This is a genomic window from Promicromonospora sp. MS192, from assembly GCF_049532985.1.
Taxonomy (GTDB): Bacteria; Actinomycetota; Actinomycetes; order Actinomycetales; family Cellulomonadaceae; genus Promicromonospora.
Map to the genome: position 1 here is coordinate 3,559,930 of NZ_CP186693.1, position 17,187 is coordinate 3,577,116.

Here is a 17,187-nt window from a genome sequence, read left to right on the forward strand (position 1 = left end):
CCGCGGGGCCGAGGACACCTGCGCATGGCAAGATCCGCCCCATGCGCGGAATCATTCTTGCCGGCGGCTCCGGCACCCGCCTGCACCCGATCACGCAGGGCATCAGCAAGCAGCTCGTGCCGGTCTACGACAAGCCGATGATCTACTACCCGTTGTCCACCCTGATCCTGGCCGGGATCAGCGACGTCCTGGTCATCACCACCCCGCAGGACGCCGACCAGTTCCAGCGGCTGCTCGGCGACGGCTCGCAGTTCGGCATCTCGATCAGCTACACGGCTCAGCCGTCGCCCGACGGGCTCGCCCAGGCCTTCGTGCTGGGCGAGGAGTTCCTCGGTGACGACTCGGTGGCCCTCGTGCTCGGCGACAACATCTTCTACGGCCCCGGCCTGGGCACCCGGCTGACCCGCTTCGCGGACCTGGACGGCGGCGCCGTCTTCGCCTACCGCGTGGCCGACCCCTCCGCCTACGGGGTGGTCGAGTTCGACGACCAGGGCATGGCCCTGTCCCTGGAGGAGAAGCCCGCCCGGCCCCGGTCCCGGTACGCGGTGCCGGGGCTGTACTTCTACGACAACGACGTGGTCGCCATCGCCAAGGCGCTCAGGCCCTCGGCGCGCGGCGAGTACGAGATCACCGACGTCAACGCCGAGTACCTGCGCCAGGGCCGGCTCCAGGTCGAGGTGCTGCCGCGCGGCACGGCCTGGCTGGACACCGGCACGTTCGACTCGCTGCTCGAGGCGTCCGACTACGTCCGCACCGTCGAACGGCGCCAGGGCCTCAAGATCGGCGCCCCGGAGGAGGTCGCCTGGCGCCGGGGCTTCCTGTCGGACGACGACCTGCGGGTCCGCGCGGAGAAGCTCACCAAGTCGGGTTACGGCAGCTACCTGCTGAGCCTCCTGGAGCAGCAGTGACCTCGTAGCGCCGAACCGTCGCACGACACGCGACACGCGACACGCGACACGCGACGCGGGACGCGGGACGCGGGCACCCGGTGCCCGGTCCGCAGGTGCCGCTGTCTCGTGCCGGGGGCCTCCGGGGGAAAGGTGCCCCGCGCAGTCGTGTTGCTGACCGTAGACAACGTCTACTCAGAGCAACCCGCCTCCGCGAGGCACCTCTCCCCGAGGCCGCCGTGGACGGCGCACGACCCGCACACGCTGCGCAGGCCCTACGCTGCGCCGGCCTACGGTGCGCCGGCCCTACGCTGCGCCGGCCTACGGTGCGCCGGCCCTACGGTGCCCCCAGCACCTCCGGCGCCGCCGCCTTCCACCGCTCGGTCCAGTCGCCGATCGGCTCCACGCCGACCGCCCGGAGGCGGTCGTGCCCCAGCACTGAGTACGCCGGCCGCGGCGCCGGGAGCTGGTACTCGGCGCTCGTCGTCGTGTCGACGGGCGTGGCGTGCCCGGCCGACGCGACCACCTCCCGCGCGAAGCCCCACCATGTCACCTGGCCGGACGACGTGCCGTGGTAGATCCCGCCGGGCACCCGGGCGGCGACGAGCCGGACGATCAGGTCGGCCACGTCGGCGGTCCAGGTGGGCTGCCCGGTCTGGTCGTCCACGACGCTGAGCCGGTCCCGCTCGCCCGCGACGCGCGCGATGGTCCGGGGGAAGCACCTGCCGCCGGCCCCGTACAGCCACGCCGTGCGCACGACGACGGCGTCCGGCGCCTCCGCGCGCACCGCCCACTCGCCGGCGGCCTTGGTGCGGCCGTACGCCGAGCGGGGCGCCACCGGCGCGTCCTCCGGGTAGGGCTCGGTCGCGACGCCGTCGAACACGTAGTCGGTCGAGACGTGCACCAGCCGGGCACCCGCGGCGGCTGCGGCGCGCGCGAGGTGGGCGGCGGCCGTCGCGTTGACGGCGAACGCCTCGGCCTCGTGCTCCTCGGCGGCGTCCACGGCGGTCCACGCCGCGCAGTTGACCACCACGTCGTAGCCGGCCACCGCCGCGCGGACCGCCACCGCGTCCGTGACGTCCAGCTCGGCCCGCCCGGCGCCGGACACCTCGTGCCCCGCGCGGGTGGCCGCGGCCAGCACGTCCTGCCCGAGCATGCCCGCGGCCCCGACGACGAGCCACCGCTGCGCGGCTCCTGCGGGGTCGGTCGGTCCAGGTCCCTTGGTCACTCCGGCTCCAGCCACCCTAAGATCCTAGAGCCGCATCCGAACCCCGCGAGGAGAGCCATGAAGTACCGCGAGCTGGCCGTGCCCGGCGCGTTCGAGATCACCCCCCAGCAGCACGGAGACCCGCGGGGACTGTTCCTGGAGGCGTTCCGGGCGGGCGCCTTCGCCGACGCCGTAGGGCACGCCTTCGACCTGCAGCAGGTCAACTGCTCGGTGTCGGCCGCCGGCGTGCTGCGCGGCATCCACTTCGCCGACGTGCCGCCCAGCCAGGCCAAGTACGTGATGTGCGTCAGCGGCGCGGTGCTCGACGTCGTCGTCGACATCCGGGTGGGCTCGCCCACCTTCGGCGTGTGGGACGCCGTCCTGCTCGACGACGTGGACCGCCGCGCCGTCTACCTGCCGGAGGGGCTGGGCCACGCGTTCATGTCGCTGGAGGACGGCTCGACCGTGCTGTACCTGTGCTCGGCCGGGTACGCGCCGGGCCGTGAGCACGGCATCCACCCGCTGGACGAGGAGCTCGGCATCGAGTGGCCCGACACGGCTCGTGACGGCACTCCCCTGACCCCGCTCCTGTCGGAGAAGGACGAGGCCGCCCCGACGCTGGCCGAGGCCCGCGCCGAGAACCTCCTGCCCACGCTGGACGAGGTCCGCACCTACGTCACGTCCCTGCCACCTCGTTGAGTGCGGGATCTTCGCCCTTTTTCGTGTGCCAGGAGGGCGAGGATCCCGCACTCGACGAGACGGCTACTGGTTGGTGCGGGCGTACCTGGCCTCCGTCGCCGCCTTTGCCGGGCGCCACCAGGACTCGTGGGCGCGGTACCAGTCGACCGTGGCCTCCAGGCCCTCGCGGAAGTCCGTGTAGCGCGGGGACCAGCCCAGCTCGGTGCGCAGGCGGCTCGCGTCGATCGCGTACCGCAGGTCGTGCCCCGGGCGGTCGGTGACGTGGTCGAAGTCGTCGGCGTCACGCCCGAAGATCTCCAGGAGCGTGCGCACCACGTCGAGGTTGCTCGTCTCGCCGTCGGCCCCGATCAGGTAGGTCTCCCCGGCCTGGCCCTTCTCGATGACGCTCCAGACGGCGGAGTTGTGGTCCTCGACGTGGATCCAGTCGCGCACGTTGCGGCCCGCGCCGTACAGCCGGGGCCGCACACCGTCGATCAGGTTGGTGATCTGGCGCGGGATGAACTTCTCGACGTGCTGGTACGGGCCGTAGTTGTTCGAGCAGTTCGAGATCGTGGCCCGGATGCCGAACGAGCGCACCCAGGCGCGGACCAGCAGGTCGGAGCCGGCCTTGGTCGACGAGTAGGGCGACGAGGGGTTGTACGGCGTCCCGGAGGTGAACCGTTCCGGGGTGTCGAGCGGGAGGTCGCCGTACACCTCGTCGGTCGAGATGTGGTGGAACCGGACGCCGTGCCGCCGCACCGCCTCCAGCAGCGTGAACGTGCCCACCAGGTTGGTCTGCACGAACGGCGTCGGGTCGTCCAGGGAGTTGTCGTTGTGGGACTCCGCGGCGAAGTGCACCACGAGGTCCGACTCCCCCACGAGGCGGTCCACGAGCGGACCGTCGGTGATCGAGCCCTCGACGAGCTCGACCCCCGTGCCGTCGAGCGAGGTCCGGTCGCCGGCGTAGGTCAGGGCGTCCAGCACCGTGACCCGTACGTCCCGCCGCTCGCGGACGGTCTGGCGGACGAAGTTCGCCCCGATGAAGCCGGCGCCGCCGGTGACCAGTACCCGCATCGTCAGTCCCGTCCGTAGATGTCGCGGGTGTAGACCTTGTCCGCCACGTCGTCCAGCGCCTCGGTGCGGCGGTTGGCGATGATGACGTCGGCCCGGGACTTGAGCTCGTCCAGGTCCCGCACCACCTCGGAGTGGAAGAACTCGTCCTCGGCCAGCGTGGGCTCGTACACGATGACCTCGACACCCTTGGCCTTGATGCGCTTCATGATGCCCTGGATGCTGGAGGCCCGGAAGTTGTCCGACCCCGACTTCATCACCAGGCGGTACACGCCCACGGTCCGCGGCCCGCGGCGCAGGATGTCGGCCGCGACGAAGTCCTTGCGCGTCGTGTTCGCGTCGACGACGGCGTTGATCAGGTTCTGCGGCACGTCGGCGTAGTTCGCCAGGAGCTGCTTGGTGTCCTTGGGCAGGCAGTACCCGCCGTAGCCGAACGACGGGTTGTTGTAGTGCGAGCCGATCCGGGGGTCCAGGCCCACGCCCTCGATGATCTGCGCCGTGTCCAGCCCACGGGTCACGGCGTACGTGTCGAGCTCGTTGAAGTACGCCACCCGCAGCGCGAGGTAGGTGTTGGCGAACAGCTTGATCGCCTCGGCCTCGGTGGGGTCGGTCAGCAGCACCGGGACGTCCTTGGTGATCGCGCCCTCCAGGAGGAGGTCCGCGAACCGCTTGCCCCGGTCGGTCCGGTCGCCCACCACGATCCGCGACGGGTGCAGGTTGTCGTACAGGGCCCGGCCCTCGCGCAGGAACTCCGGCGAGAACAGGACGGCCGCGTCGGGGTGCTCCGCGCGCAGACGCTCGGTGAACCCCACGGGGACCGTCGACTTGACCACGATCGTCGCCTCGGGGGCCCGCGCCAGCACGTCGCCGATCACCGACTCCACGGACGACGTGTCGAAGAAGTTGGTCTGCTCGTCGTAGTTGGTCGGCGTCGCCACGACCACGACCGAGGCGCCCGTGAACGCCTCGTCCCGGTCCAGCGTGGCGGTCAGGTCCAGCGGCTTGTCCCGCAGGTACTCCTCCAGCTCGGCGTCGACGATCGGCGAACGGCGCGCGTTGACGAGCTCGACCTTGGCCGGGTCGATGTCCAGCGCCCACACCTCGTGGTTCTGCGCGAGCAGGACCGCGTTGGACAGGCCGACGTACCCCGTGCCGGCAACAGCGATCTTCACGACGGGACTCCTGACAGGAAAGGTCGATGACGGACCCCATGCTAGAGCGTGGGCGACCGCGTGACGCACGCCACACCGGCGACCGGAGGCGCACGAGGTTAGGCTTGCCTCACCATGCCATCCACCCCGCCTCAGACCAGCCCCGTACCCGCCGAGAAGCCCCGCCGTGGAGTCCGCACCACGGCGACCGTGACGGCGGTCCGGCACCTCACCCCGCACATGATCCGGGTGACGATCGGCGGCACGGCGCTGACCGCCGTCGACCCGACGCCGTTCGCGGACCGCTACGTCAAGCTGGTCATGGCGGAGCCCACGGAACCCGAGGGCCGCCCCGTGCTGCGCACCTACACGGTCCGCGGCGTGACCGAGGCCGGCTGGGACATCGACGTCGTCACCCACGGCGACGTCGGCTACGGCGGCCCCTGGGCCCAGCGCGTGCGGCCCGGCGACGAGGTGGCCTTCGTCGGGCCGGGCGGCGACTACGCGCCGTCCCCCGACGCCCCGTGGCACCTCCTGGCCGGCGACGAGTCCGCCCTGCCGGCCATCGCGGCCGCCTGCGAGGCCCTGCCCGACGGCGCCGTGGCACACGTCTTCGTCGAGGTCTCGGACGCCACCGAGGAGCAGGAGCTCGCGAGCGCCGCCGACCTGCACGTCACCTGGGTGCACCGGTCCGCCGGGGCCGCCCTGGCCGACGCCGTGCAGGCCGCCGAGCTGCCCGACGGCGTACCGCACGCGTTCCTGCACGGCGAGGCGGGCTGCGTCCGTGACCTGCGTCGCTGGGCGCGGGCCACGCTGGGCGTCCCGCGCGACCTGCTCTCGGCGTCGGGCTACTGGCGCCGCGGCCGGGACGACGAGCGCTGGCGCGCCGAGAAGGCCGAGTGGCGCGCGGCCGTGGAGCAGGACGACCTGGTCCTCAGCGCGCGGTAGGCCCGGCGCCCCGCGTCACAGCCCGTCGAGCATCGCGAACCAGCGCTTCGCCGTGGCGCCGTCGTAGGGCGGCTCACCGGCCCGCACGGCGGCGAGGAGGGCGTCGGCGTCGCTGCGCACACGCTCGATCACGGACGGCGGGTACTCGTAGCGCACGCTGTGCTCGGCGAACTCGTCCTCGTCGTCGATGTACGTCTCGCCGTACCGGCGGGCGTCCCGGCTGCCCGGCGTCCGGGCGATCACGTCGAGGTCCATGTCGGCGGCGGTCACCACGAACTCCGGCCCGCCGTCCGCGTCCGGCACGGCGTGCCACTCGGGCACGGTCGTGAGGTCGATGTACAGGAGCGTGCCGCGCGGGTGGCCGCGGTGCAGCTCCGCGACCCAGCCGACGGGGCCGAAGACCACCAGGCCCGGGCTTTTCGCGTGGTAGGCCAGGCCGGGCCTGCTGAAGTACGTGCCGGGCCGGTAGCCGAGCCAGGTCCCGTGCTCGTCGCGGCCCAGGTACCTGGCGTCGAACCGCCAGTGGTCCCCGCCGTCCCACTTGCGCATCCGGCTGCCCACGAGGGTGCCGGGCACGGACGGCATCGACGGCGATACGCCCTGGTCAGCAGGTTGTTGCGCAGACATGTCCGACAGCCTACCGAGACGTCGCCGGGCCGTAACCCGGCACCACTACGCTCTGGCCACCGTCGGCCGGGCGTTGCACGCCGGACCGCTCACCGGGGCGACGGTACCCACCCTGACCGTCGACCCCCGAGGAGTCTTCATGTCCCCTGAAAGCCGCCGTCTCGCCGCGTCCGGTGAGGCTGCGCACCAGGTCCCGGCCGCTGACGAGATGATCGCCGAGGCGCTGCTCGCGGCCGCCGCGGACCCCCTGCACAACCCCCATCCCGACCACCCCGGTCCGCTCCCCGACGCCCGGCCGCTGCCGACGCCCGACCAGGAGACCTGGGCCGCGGCCAAGGAGGCGAACCGGCAGCCGCGCGGCGTCTGGTCCGCGCCGGACCGCGCCGCGGACCGGCCGTTCCAGGAACGGCCCGAGCCGCCCTCGGGCGATGCGGTGCTCACCGCCGCCCTCCGCCGCGGCCTCCCCGTCGACGAGGCCGTCACGACGTCGATCCGCGGCGCCCGCCGCCTCGACACCGCCCAGTGGCGGTCGCTGTGCCACGCGCTGATGACGCACCCCGGGACGCGCCGGGCCGGCGTCGCGGGGGCCGCGCTCGTCGCCCAGCGCGCGGGCCTGCGCGAGCTCGCGTGGGACCTGCTGCGGCAGCTCGGCCCCGACGACGCCGCCCGGCTCGCCCCGGCGGAGTACCTCCGGGCCGGCATCGCCATGGCGGACGAGGACGTCTCCCGGACCGCGGCGGACTGGGTGCGGCACGGGGCCGTGACCGACGCCGCGACCCTGCTGGAGATCGCGCGGCTGCTGTTCGTGGCCGACGAGCCCGGACCGGCCGCCGAGGCCCTCGACGCGGCACGCCGTGGGTCCGGCCGCACCGACGAGGTCGAGGCCTCGATCGACCATCTGGCGCCCTGGATCGAGAAGGCCCTGCGGCCCGCCGCCCCGGCGCGGGTGCCGGCGGGGCACGTGTCGTTCGCCGTGCTCGACTACAAGGCGCCGGACGAGCACGTGTCGTCCAGCAACATCGGGGACACGGTGCAGACCGTGGCGAGCCTGGGCCACCTGCTGCGGCACGAGGGCCTGCGCCTGCACGGCGACGACGCCGTCGCCGAGCCGGTGCGCTACCTCGCCGGGCGCGTGCGCCCCGACCACGCGCTGCCCGGGCCGGGCGCCGACGTGCACCTCACGCTGGTGCAGCGCGACATGTCCCACCTGGACGCCGTGCCCCCGGGCACGTGGATGCTCGCGTTCGGCTGGTACATGCACAGCCAGTTCGACCTGCGCTTCGACTTCCCGTTCCACGAGAACCTGCTGCCGCTGTTCGTGTCGTTCCACGTGAACAAGCACGCGATCCTGACCCCCGCCGCCGTCGAGTACCTGCGGGCGCACGGTCCGATCGGCTGCCGGGACTGGACCACGGTGCACCTGCTGCTCAACGCGGGCGTGCCCGCCTTCTTCAGCGGCTGCCTGACCACGACGGTCGACACCCTGTTCCCGGACGCCCCACCGCCCGCCGCCGGGGCTCCGGCCGTGTACGTGGACACCCCGGTGCCCGACCACGACACGGGCGCCGAGCTCGTCACCCACCTGCACCCCTCGGTGCGGCACGCCCCGTTCGACCGCAACGTGCGGCACGCCGTCGGCCTGCTGGACGCCTACCGCGGCCGGTACTCCCGGGTGGTCACCTCCCGCCTGCACGCGTTCCTGCCGTCGTGGGCCGTCGGGGCCGACGTGGACTTCCGGCCACGGAACGACGCCGACATCCGGTTCGCGGGCCTGCTCGACGCCGACGAGGCGGGCCGCCGCGCCATGCAGGAGCGGATCCGCTCCGTCGTCGCGCCGGCCATGGCCGCGATCCTCGCCGGCGCCTCCCGCGAGGAGGTGTACGCCACGTGGCGCCAGACCGTGGCCGACGAGGTCGCGCGGGCGAGGGCGGTGCACGACGCGCCGGTGCCGCCGCCGTCGGGCACGTGCTCGGTGGCCGAGATCGTGGCGGCGGTGCGGGCGACGCGGGTGGTGGTGGAGGCGTCCGCGCCCCGGCCGGGCCGCACAGCCGGCGCGACGGGACGGGGCCGAGGGGCCGTGAACGTCGCCGTCGCCCTCGACGGCAACCTGCGCACCCAGCTCGAGGTGGTCGTGGCCGGCGTGGTGCGGCACACGGACCGGCCGGTCCGGGTCGTGGCGCTCACCCGCGACCACACGCCCGCGGACCACGACCGGCTGGCCCGGCTGTTCCCCGAGGTGACGTTCGAGTGGTACGCGTGCGACGGGATCGGCTACGGGGCCGTGCTCGGCATGCTCAAGCACATCACGGTCGCCACGATGGACCGGCTGCTGCTGCCCGAGCTGCTGCCGCACCTCGACCGGGTCGTCTACCACGACCTGGACGCGCTGGCGGTGGCCGACCTGGCGGAGCTGTACGACACCGACCTGCGCGGGGCGCCCCTGGCGGCCCGGCCCTCGATCTCGTACAACTACCGGCACGGCATCGGGAACGTCATCCGTTCCACGCGCCTGCTGGGGCACGACGCCGGCGCCGCGCGGGACCTGGTGCGCGCCATGACGCAGCGCCACCGGTACGGGTACCACGGCTTCAACGCGGGCATCCTGGTGCTGGACCTGGCGGTCATGCGGGCCGACCGGTTCACCGAGGAGTTCGTGCCCTACGCCGAGCGGTACGGGCTCAACGACCAGGACGTGCTCAACGCGTACGCCGGGTCGCGCTACCAGCCCCTCGGACCGCGGTGGAACGCGTGGCCGACGCAGGAGGTCGTGACCGAACCGGGCCTGATCCACTGGGCGGGGCCGGTCAAGCCGTGGCACGAGGACCGCTACGTGCTCCTCAAGGAGCACTGGCAGGCCGCGGAGACCTGGCTGGCCACCCGCCGGTGACCCGTTGAGTGCTGGATGTTCGCCCTTTCTCGCCGGTCAGAAGGGCGAACATCCAGCACTCGACACCGGGGCTCAGTAGGTGTCGGACGGGGCGGGGGCGGCCCCGGACGCGTCGAAGCCCGCCAGGACCGATGCCGTGCCGGACAGGCCCAGGCGGGTGGCGCCCGCCTCGATCATCGCGAGCGCCGTGTCCAGGTCGCGGATGCCGCCGGAGGCCTTCACGCCGAGCCGGCCACCACCGGCCGCGCCCACCGTCTGCGCCATGAGCGACACGGCGTGCACCGAGGCGCCGCCAGCGGGGTGGAAGCCCGTGGAGGTCTTCACGAAGTCGGCGCCCGCCGCCTCCGCGGCCTTGCACGCGCCGACGATCTGTTCGTCGTCCAGCGCCGCCGACTCGATGATCACCTTGAGCACCCGGTCGGCCGGGACGGCCGCCCGGACGGCCGCGATGTCGGCCTGCACCACGTCGAACCGGCCGGACCGCGCGGTGCCGACGTCGATCACCATGTCCACCTCGTCGGCGTCGTCCGCGACGGAGCGGGCCGCCTCGAACGCCTTGACGTCGGTCATGTGCTTGCCCGACGGGAAGCCGCACACCGTCGCGACGGCGAGCCGCCCGGCGGCGACCTCGACGGCCAGCGAGACGAAGGACGGCGAGACGCACACCGAGAACACCCCGAGCCGCGCGCCCTCCTCCACGAGGGTGGCGACGTCGGCGGCGGTCGCCTCCGGCTTGAGCAGCGTGTGGTCCACGTACGCGGCCAGGGCCGCCTTGTCGCGGGGCAGGTCAGCGGTCATACGAGGGCACCTTCGACTTTCTGGAATCCGGGCAGGATGACCTGCTCCACGAGGTCGCGCCGCTCGTCGTGGTGCATGAAGGCACCCCAGGCGGCCGTGACGGTGACGTCCACGAGGTCGTCGAGCGTCCAGCCCGCCTCGTCGACGAGGAGCTTCATCTCGTGCGTCATCGACGTGCGGGACATCAGGCGGTTGTCCGTGTTGAGCGTGACGGCGAAGTCGAGCTCCTTGAGCCGCGTGATCGGGTGCCTGGCGATCGACTCGGCCAGGCCGGTCTGCAGGTTCGACACCGGGCACAGCTCGAGCGGGATCTGGTGGTCGCGGACCCAGTGCGCGAGGCGGCCCAGGTCGGCCGCGCCACCGTGGCCGTCGCCCGAGAGACCGGCCTCGGCCGGGTCACCGTCTGCCACGAACGCGATGTCGTCGATGATCCGGGCCCCGTGGCCGAGCCGGTCGGCCTGACCGAGGTGCACAGCCTGCCCGATGGAGTCCAGGCCGGCGGCCTCGCCCGCGTGGATGGTCACCGGCACGTCGTGCTCGGCCAGGAAACGCCAGACCGCGAGGTGGCGCGACGGCAGGAACCCGTCCTCCGGCCCCGCGATGTCGAAGCCCACGACGCCGCGGTCCCGGTGCGCCACAGCGAGGTCGGCCACCTCCTGCCAGCGGTCGGCCTGCCGCATCGCGCCCACGAGCTGGCCCACCCGGATGAGGTGCCCGTCGGCCGCGGCGGCCGCGATGCCGTCGTCGATGCCGGCCTGCACGGCCTCGACCGCCTCGTCCAGCGACAGGCCGCCCGCCAGGTGCTGCTCGGGCGCCCAGCGCTGCTCGGCGTAGACGACGCCGTCCGCCGCCAGGTCGAGCACGGCCTCCCGGGCGACGCGCGCCAGGTTGTCCGCGGTCTGCATGACGGCGATCGTGTGCGTGAAGGTCTCGAGGTACCGGACGAGCGAACCGGAGTCCGCGGCGTCCCGGAACCAGGCGGCGAGCGAGTCCGCGTCGGAGGCGGGCAGGGGGTGCCCCGCGGCGTCGGCGAGCTCGAGGACGGTCTGCGGGCGCAGGCCGCCGTCGAGGTGGTCGTGGAGCACCACCTTGGGCAGGGCGCGGATCAGCGCCTCGCCGGGGCGCGCCCCGGGGTCTTGCATGGTCATGCTGACAACCTACCGTTTGCCACCGACACGGCAGGTCCGGTCAGGACCCGTCAGGCTCGGTCCGGTCAGGACCCGTCGGGCTCGACCCGGTCCGGCTCAGTCCGGTCCGGCCGCCTCGTCCTCGTCGGCCGAGGCGTCGAGCGCCTGCTCCACCACGTCCGCCTCGTCGGCGTCACCGTCGTTGTCCGGGCGCGGGGCGTCCGGGACGTACTCGTCGGGCTCGTGCGTGCTGTCGACCTCGGCGTCCGCGGGCGGGTCCAGGCCTGCGTCACGCCAGGAGTCGGGGCCGGGGAGCGTGCTCATGGGGGCCTCCTCGTCAGTCGGCTTCCATCGTCACCCGGGTGGCGCCCGCCCGCCACCGGCCCGGACGTTCGGGCAGCAGCACCCAGGCGACGTGCGGCCAGCCGCCGAACGCGGCGGTCAGGGCCTTGCGCACGCGCGCGGCCGTGCGGTCCGCCGTGGACGGCGACACCGCGGAGGACGTCGCCGGCGGCGGGTCCAGGAGCGCCGACACCGGCACCGTGTGCAGCCCGGCGCCGGACGGCTCGTACAGGACCGCGCTGCCCTCGGTACCCTCGCCGTCCGCCAGGGTGAGCAGCACCACGTGCCGTGGCACGGCCGACTCCCAGCCGCCGGTGACGTCGCCGCCCGTGTACAGCGGCACCGGGATCCCGGCGCGGGCGGCGTCGACCGCAGCCTCTACCAGGGCCCGCGGCCCGGCCACCCGGTGCGTGTACCGCACGCCGCCGTAGCTGGCGAACCGCGCGGCGCCCCACGGGGGCGTGCCGTACGTGCGCGGCCAGCCCGCCACCACCAGCCCACGCCGGTTGGTCGCGGCGTGCACGGCGTGCTGGAGCCGGGCGAACCGGTCAGCGGGGTCGTCGTCGCTCGCGAGCCGCAGGGCCGCGCGCGGGTCGCCGGCCAGCCCGAGCATGGCCAGCACCGCGGCGCCGCAGGTGGTCTCGTCCACCTGCACGGCGGCCGCCGTCGCACCGTCGAGCGACGGCAGGTTCAGCCGCCGCGGGAACCCGACCGTCCCCGTGCCCCGCTCGCGCGCCAGCGGGTCCAGCACGGAGCGCCGCGCGCGGGTGGTCACGAGCTCCAGGCGACGCTCGACGTCGTCGGGCACCGCGGGCCGCTCGAAGCGACCGCGGGGCGGCGGGGCGGGCACCGGACCAGCGAACGCGCGCGCGGCACCGAGCAGGGACGAAAGGCGCAATGTCGACGGCACCTCGTCAGGCTATGCCGGGCCGAGCCGACTCGCCGGTGCGCCACGCTGAGCGGCGCGGGTGACCCCGCACCGCGAACCCGCAGGTCAGACGATCCGGTCCAGGACCACCGGCCGGTCGTGCACCAGCCCGGCACCGGCGAGAGCGCCCGCGCCGCCGTCCATGCTCGCCAGCATGCCTGCGGCCCCGGCGAAGATGCCCTCCAGCACCGTCTCCGCGCTCTCGTGCTGCACGTCCCAGCCTCCCGCGAGCGCCTCGCGCGCCCGCTCGAACCGCTCGGGGGTGTCGGTGTGCATGGTCAGGACCGGCTGGCCCTCGGCCACGCGCTCGCCCGGCTTGACGTGGATCTCGATGCCGGCGGCGGCCTGCACCGCGTCCTCCTTGCGCGCCCGCCCGGCGCCCAGGCGCCGGACGGCCACGCCCACGGCGTACGCGTCCAGGGAGGTCAGCACGCCGGACCGCGGCGCCACGAGCGTCTCGGTCTCCTTGGCGACGGGCAGCGGCGCGTCGACGTCGCCGCCCTGGGCCGCGATCATGGCGCGCCAGCGGTCCATGGCCCGGCCGTCGGCCAGGGCCTCGCGCACGTCGGCCTCGGAGGTGGGGCGGCCCGCGGCGTCGAGCATCTCGACGGCCAGCGCGACGGTCAGGTCCACGACGTCGGCCGGCCCGCCGCCGGCCAGCACCTCCAGCGACTCACGGACCTCCAGGGCGTTACCCGCCGTCAGGCCCAGGGGTACGGACATGTCCGTGACGAGGGCGACGGTGCGCACGCCGGCGTCGGTCCCGAGGTCGACCATGGTGCGGGCGAGCTCGCGCGCGCTGTCCAGGTCCTTCATGAAGGCGCCCGAGCCCACCTTGACGTCGAGCACCAGGGCGCCCGTGCCCTCGGCGATCTTCTTGGACATGATCGAGCTCGCGATGAGCGGGATCGCCTCGACGGTGCCGGTCACGTCGCGCAGGGCGTAGAGCTTCTTGTCGGCCGGGGCCAGGCCCGCGCCGGCGGCGCAGATCACGGCGCCCACGGACTCGAGCTGCGCCATCATCTCCTCGTTCGTCAGGTCGGCGCGCCAGCCGGGGATCGACTCCAGCTTGTCGAGCGTGCCGCCCGTGTGGCCCAGGCCGCGGCCGGAGAGCTGCGGCACGGCCACGTCGAACGTCGCCACCAGAGGTGCGAGCGGCAGCGTGATCTTGTCGCCCACGCCGCCGGTGGAGTGCTTGTCCGCGGTCGGCCGGGACAGGCCGGAGAACGACATGCGCTCGCCCGACTCGATCATCGCGTGGGTCCACCGCGAGATCTCCGGCCGCGACATGCCGTTCAGCAGGATCGCCATGGTCATGGCGGACATCTGCTCGTCGGCCACCACACCGCGCGTGTAGGCGTCGACGAGCCAGTCGATCTGCGCGTCGGTCAGCGACTCGGCGTTGTCGCGCTTGGTCCGGATGATGTCGACGGCGTCGAACGGCTCGGTCATGAGGTTGCCTCCCGCACGTGGTCCAGGTCGCCCGGCCCGAAGGCCTGGGGCAGTACTTCGGTCATCGGCAGCACGCCGCGCGGGGTGTCCACCAGCAGCTCCGGCCCGCCGTGCTCCCACAGGAGCTGACGGCACCGGCCGCACGGCATGATCGTCTCGCCGAGCGCATTGACGCAGGTGAACGAGGCCAGCCGCCCGCCCCCCGACATCACCAGGGCGCTGACCAGCGAGCACTCGGCGCACAGGGTGACCCCGTACGCCGCGTTCTCGATGTTCGCGCCGGTCAGCAGGCGCCCGTCGGCGGCGTAGGCCGCCGCCCCGACCCGGAAGTCGGAGTACGGGGCGTACGCCTTGCCGACGGCCTCACGGGCAGCGGCGCGCAGTCCCGCCCAGTCCACAGAATCTGACACGTACCCTATCCTCAGCCCTTGACGTACGGTTCGCCCGACGCGGCCGGCGGCCGCGAGCGACCGACCAGGCCCGCCACGGCGAGCAGGGTGACGACGTACGGCACCATGAGCATGAACTGGCTGGGCACGGGCGAGCCCACGACGGACAGCACGTTCTGCAGGTTGGACGCGAAGCCGAACAGCAGACCGGCGAACGCCGCCCGCACCGGGTCCCACTTGCCGAAGATCACGGCGGCCAGCGCGATGTACCCGGCGCCGCCGGTCATGTTCTCGCCGAACTGGCTGAGCTGGACGGTGGTGTAGAACGCGCCGCCGAGACCCGCCACGGCGCCCGCGACGAGCACCGCGTTGTACCGGGTGCGCACCACGTCGATGCCGACGGTGTCGGCGGCCTTGGGGTGCTCGCCCACCGCGCGCAGGCGCAGGCCCCAGCGGGTGCGGTTGAGCGCGTACCAGACGGCGGGGACGGCGAGGAACATCAGGTAGATGAGCAGCGGCTGCCGGAACAGGACCGGACCGAGCACCGGGATGTCCGACAGGAGCGGGATCGCCACCGGCGAGAACCGCGTGGTGGAGTTGAGCGTCTCGGCGCCGGGGACGAGCACCTGCGAGTACAGGAAGCTCGTGAGCCCCACGACGAGCACGTTGAGCACCACACCGACGATCACCTGGTTCACGTGGTACGTGATCGCGAACAGGCCCAGCACCAGCGACACGAGCGCCCCGGCCAGGACGGCGGCGGCCAGGCCGATCAGGGCGCTGTCGGTGATCGACGAGACGATCGCCGCGGTGAACGCCGCGCCGAGGAGCTGCGCCTCGATGGCGATGTTGACCACGCCCGCACGCTCGCCGATGACGCCGCCCAGTGCGCCGTACACGAACGGCACGGACCAGAGCACGGCGCCGCCGAGCAGACCGACGATCGACAGGTCGCGGGGGCTGCCCGCACCGGCCCAGGCCAGGAAGCCGATGAGCGCGGCGGCGGCGAAGACCACGACGAGCCACACGGGCGTGGTGCGGCGGCGCACCGTGAGCACGGCCGCCACCGCCGTCACCACGAGGAGGACGGCGCCGCACCCCCAGGCCAGGGGCGCCGCGGGCACCACGATCACGGGGATCTGGAAGAAGTCGCTGCGCTGGGACAGCAGGAACCGGGTGTCGCCCGAGTGCGGCACGGCCACGAGCAGCAGCGCGTACAGGACGGTCACGGTGAGCAGCACGCCCGCCGTCTTCCACGACACGAGCGTGACCGTGCGCGTCGTCTCCGAGAGCGGCGCGTCCAGCTGGGTGGTCTTGTGGTCGGCGCTCACGCGGCCGCCTCCTTCCGGTCCTTGGCGGCCCTGGCCTTCCTGGGGGCACGACGCCGGTTCGGGTCCGGCAGCCGGAAGATGGCGCGGACCAGCGGCGGCGCCGCGATGAACAGCACGATGAGGGACTGCACCACGAGCACGATGTCGCTCGGCACGCCCTCGGCGGCCTGCATGGTGGACCCGCCCGCCTTGAAGGCACCGAACAAGATGCCGGCCGCGAGCACGCCCCACGGGCTGGACCCGCCGAGCAGGGCGACGGTGATCGCGTCGAAGCCGATCCCGGCGTCGACGTCGGAGCTGAAACCGGTGGTGACCGCGCCCAGCACCTGCGAGGCGCCCGCCAGGCCCACGAGACCACCGGCGACGAGCATCGAGTTCACCGTGGCCCGGCTCGTGTCGATGCCGGCCACGCGTGCGGCACGAGGGTTCTCCCCGACCGCGCGGAACCCGAACCCGGTCGCCGAGCGGTTGAGCAGCCACCACATGCCGACGACGGCGAGCAGCGCGAGCACGAAGCCCCACGTCAGGTTGAACCGGTCACCCAGCAGGGTGGGCAGCTGCGCCGACTCAGGCGTCGGCGGGGTCTTCGGGTTGGACGACCCGGGCGCCTGGAGCAGGCCGGGCGTCGCCAGGAAGTACGAGATCAGGTAGAACGCCACGTAGTTGAGCATGATCGTGACGATCACCTCGTGGGCGCCGGTCCGGGCCTTGAGGAAGCCCGCGATCCCGGCCCACAGTGCACCCGCGGCGATGCCCGCGACGAGCGCGAGCAGCAGGTGCAGCGGGAACGGCACACCGCTCACGCCGAAGCCGACCCAGCCGGCCGCCGCGGCGGCCACGAGCATCTGCCCCTGACCGCCGATGTTGAACAGGCCCGCGCGGAAGGCGAGCGCCACACCGAGACCGGCCGCGATGAGCGGCGTCGCATAGCTGAGCGTCTCCGTCAGCGGGCGGATCGCCGTGACGAAGTCCGTCGCCTGGAGGTTCACGACCGAGCCACGGAACAGCGCCGCATAGGCACCGCCGACCGCCTGGCCGACCGCGACGAAGGTGTCGCCGGGTCGGGCGAAGAAGTAGCTCGAGGCATCCCGCACGGCGTCGTTCGTGAACACGATCATGATCGAACCCACCAGGACCGCGAGCAGCACCGCGCCCACGGACACGGTCCAGGAGCTCGTCATCGTCTGCTGCAGCGCCGTGGCCAGCCGGCCGGCCGTGTCAGGGACCTGGTCGGCGGCCGGCGCGCCGGAGACGCGTGCCCGCTCCTGCTCCAGCTCCTCGGCCTCCCCGGGCTCGAGACCGGGCTGCTGTCCGGGGTTCGTCCCCGGCTCGGGCGTGCTCACGCCGTCTCCTCTCCGCGCGAA

At 73.4% G+C, this 17,187-nt stretch carries 16 protein-coding genes; 4 read left to right on the top strand and 12 right to left on the bottom strand.

Annotated features, from left to right (window positions below):
• Positions 1-41 precede the first annotated feature (41 nt).
• Complete coding sequence (gene rfbA / locus ACO229_RS16035; protein WP_423462108.1) at positions 42-908, top strand: glucose-1-phosphate thymidylyltransferase RfbA; 867 nt, start codon at positions 42-44, stop codon at positions 906-908.
• Positions 909-1,224: 316 nt separating this feature from the next.
• Here the strand turns inward: rfbA and rfbD are convergent, their stop codons facing one another.
• Positions 1,225-2,130 (bottom strand): dTDP-4-dehydrorhamnose reductase, encoded by a 906-nt coding sequence (rfbD, locus tag ACO229_RS16040; RefSeq protein WP_423462109.1) that lies wholly within the window; start codon positions 2,128-2,130, stop codon positions 1,225-1,227.
• A 42-nt stretch (positions 2,131-2,172) separates the two neighbouring features.
• Here rfbD and ACO229_RS16045 point away from each other — a divergent pair, with 42 nt between their 5' ends.
• Complete coding sequence (locus tag ACO229_RS16045; protein WP_423462110.1) at positions 2,173-2,793, top strand: dTDP-4-dehydrorhamnose 3,5-epimerase family protein; 621 nt, start codon at positions 2,173-2,175, stop codon at positions 2,791-2,793.
• Positions 2,794-2,856: 63 nt separating this feature from the next.
• On the opposite strand, the gene rfbB is transcribed toward ACO229_RS16045, so the two are convergent.
• Together rfbB and ACO229_RS16055 are read right to left on the bottom strand one after the other, a co-directional pair.
• Positions 2,857-3,846, bottom strand: a complete 990-nt coding sequence (gene rfbB, locus ACO229_RS16050) for a dTDP-glucose 4,6-dehydratase (protein ID WP_423462111.1) — start codon at positions 3,844-3,846, stop codon at positions 2,857-2,859.
• 2 nt (positions 3,847-3,848) lie between these two features.
• Entirely contained in the window at positions 3,849-5,015 is a 1,167-nt protein-coding gene (locus ACO229_RS16055; RefSeq protein ID WP_423462112.1) for a nucleotide sugar dehydrogenase, read from the bottom strand.
• A gap of 114 nt (positions 5,016-5,129) precedes the next feature.
• Between ACO229_RS16055 and ACO229_RS16060 the strand changes: the two genes are divergently transcribed.
• Entirely contained in the window at positions 5,130-5,942 is an 813-nt protein-coding gene (locus ACO229_RS16060) for a siderophore-interacting protein (protein WP_423462113.1), read from the top strand.
• A 15-nt stretch (positions 5,943-5,957) separates the two neighbouring features.
• On the opposite strand, the gene ACO229_RS16065 is transcribed toward ACO229_RS16060, so the two are convergent.
• Positions 5,958-6,569 (bottom strand): hypothetical protein, encoded by a 612-nt coding sequence (locus ACO229_RS16065; RefSeq protein ID WP_423462114.1) that lies wholly within the window; start codon positions 6,567-6,569, stop codon positions 5,958-5,960.
• Positions 6,570-6,708: 139 nt separating this feature from the next.
• On the opposite strand from ACO229_RS16065, the gene ACO229_RS16070 reads away from it, so the two are divergent.
• On the top strand, positions 6,709-9,456 hold the full coding sequence (locus tag ACO229_RS16070; RefSeq protein WP_423462115.1) for a glycosyltransferase: 2,748 nt from the start codon (positions 6,709-6,711) through the stop codon (positions 9,454-9,456).
• 72 nt (positions 9,457-9,528) lie between these two features.
• Here the strand turns inward: ACO229_RS16070 and deoC are convergent, their stop codons facing one another.
• The 8 genes from deoC to ACO229_RS16110 form a co-directional block, all read right to left on the bottom strand.
• Complete coding sequence (deoC, locus tag ACO229_RS16075; RefSeq protein WP_397416676.1) at positions 9,529-10,254, bottom strand: deoxyribose-phosphate aldolase; 726 nt, start codon at positions 10,252-10,254, stop codon at positions 9,529-9,531.
• Entirely contained in the window at positions 10,251-11,402 is a 1,152-nt protein-coding gene (locus ACO229_RS16080; protein WP_397429670.1) for an adenosine deaminase, read from the bottom strand. Before ACO229_RS16080 ends, deoC begins: the two co-directional genes overlap by 4 nt.
• Positions 11,403-11,498: 96 nt before the next feature.
• On the bottom strand, positions 11,499-11,705 hold the full coding sequence (locus ACO229_RS16085; protein WP_397416672.1) for a hypothetical protein: 207 nt from the start codon (positions 11,703-11,705) through the stop codon (positions 11,499-11,501).
• A 13-nt stretch (positions 11,706-11,718) separates the two neighbouring features.
• Positions 11,719-12,633, bottom strand: a complete 915-nt coding sequence (locus tag ACO229_RS16090) for a hypothetical protein (protein WP_423462116.1) — start codon at positions 12,631-12,633, stop codon at positions 11,719-11,721.
• 84 nt (positions 12,634-12,717) lie between these two features.
• Positions 12,718-14,103 carry a thymidine phosphorylase gene (locus ACO229_RS16095; protein WP_397416668.1) on the bottom strand — a complete coding sequence of 462 codons (1,386 nt, stop codon included), beginning with the start codon at positions 14,101-14,103 and terminating at the stop codon, positions 12,718-12,720.
• On the bottom strand, positions 14,100-14,513 hold the full coding sequence (locus ACO229_RS16100; protein ID WP_397416666.1) for a cytidine deaminase: 414 nt from the start codon (positions 14,511-14,513) through the stop codon (positions 14,100-14,102). Before ACO229_RS16100 ends, ACO229_RS16095 begins: the two co-directional genes overlap by 4 nt.
• 11 nt (positions 14,514-14,524) lie before the next feature.
• Positions 14,525-15,823 carry an ABC transporter permease gene (locus ACO229_RS16105; protein WP_397429667.1) on the bottom strand — a complete coding sequence of 433 codons (1,299 nt, stop codon included), beginning with the start codon at positions 15,821-15,823 and terminating at the stop codon, positions 14,525-14,527.
• Positions 15,820-17,166 (bottom strand): ABC transporter permease, encoded by a 1,347-nt coding sequence (locus ACO229_RS16110; protein WP_397429666.1) that lies wholly within the window; start codon positions 17,164-17,166, stop codon positions 15,820-15,822. The genes ACO229_RS16105 and ACO229_RS16110 overlap by 4 nt, the downstream gene beginning before the upstream one ends.
• Between the last annotated feature and the right edge of the window lie 21 nt (positions 17,167-17,187).

Coding starts and splice junctions, on each gene's coding strand:
- rfbA (WP_423462108.1), top strand. CDS start 42: ATGCGCGGAATCATTCTTGCCGGCGGCTCCGGCACCCGCCTGCACCCG.
- ACO229_RS16045 (WP_423462110.1), top strand. CDS start 2,173: ATGAAGTACCGCGAGCTGGCCGTGCCCGGCGCGTTCGAGATCACCCCC.
- rfbB (WP_423462111.1), bottom strand. CDS start 3,846: ATGCGGGTACTGGTCACCGGCGGCGCCGGCTTCATCGGGGCGAACTTC.
- ACO229_RS16060 (WP_423462113.1), top strand. CDS start 5,130: ATGCCATCCACCCCGCCTCAGACCAGCCCCGTACCCGCCGAGAAGCCC.
- ACO229_RS16065 (WP_423462114.1), bottom strand. CDS start 6,569: ATGTCTGCGCAACAACCTGCTGACCAGGGCGTATCGCCGTCGATGCCG.
- ACO229_RS16070 (WP_423462115.1), top strand. CDS start 6,709: ATGTCCCCTGAAAGCCGCCGTCTCGCCGCGTCCGGTGAGGCTGCGCAC.
- deoC (WP_397416676.1), bottom strand. CDS start 10,254: ATGACCGCTGACCTGCCCCGCGACAAGGCGGCCCTGGCCGCGTACGTG.
- ACO229_RS16080 (WP_397429670.1), bottom strand. CDS start 11,402: ATGACCATGCAAGACCCCGGGGCGCGCCCCGGCGAGGCGCTGATCCGC.
- ACO229_RS16085 (WP_397416672.1), bottom strand. CDS start 11,705: ATGAGCACGCTCCCCGGCCCCGACTCCTGGCGTGACGCAGGCCTGGAC.
- ACO229_RS16095 (WP_397416668.1), bottom strand. CDS start 14,103: ATGACCGAGCCGTTCGACGCCGTCGACATCATCCGGACCAAGCGCGAC.